At 55.5% G+C, this 220-nt stretch carries 1 rRNA gene; it reads left to right on the top strand.

What is annotated here, in order from left to right:
• Positions 1-220: ribosomal RNA gene (locus tag IE94_RS0134960) — 23S ribosomal RNA — on the top strand; the annotation flags it as partial.

The following is a 220-nucleotide window of genomic DNA, read 5'->3' as shown; positions in this document are numbered from 1 at the left end:
CCGATAGCGGATAGTACCGTGAGGGAATGGTGAAAAGTACCGCGGGAGCGGAGTGAAATAGTACCTGAAACCGTGTGCCTACAAGCCGTGGGAGCGTCGGACATCAAGCTTGCTTGGTGTCTCGTGACTGCGTGCCTTTTGAAGAATGAGCCTGCGAGTTTGCGGTGTGTTGCGAGGTTAACCCGTGTGGGGAAGCCGTAGCGAAAGCGAGTCCGAATAG

It is taken from the genome of Streptomyces violaceorubidus (assembly GCF_000717995.1).
Lineage (GTDB): Bacteria > Actinomycetota > Actinomycetes > Streptomycetales > Streptomycetaceae > Streptomyces > Streptomyces violaceorubidus.
The sequence above is the reverse complement of the archived record's forward strand: the minus strand, read 5'-3'. Positions and strand labels throughout refer to the sequence as shown.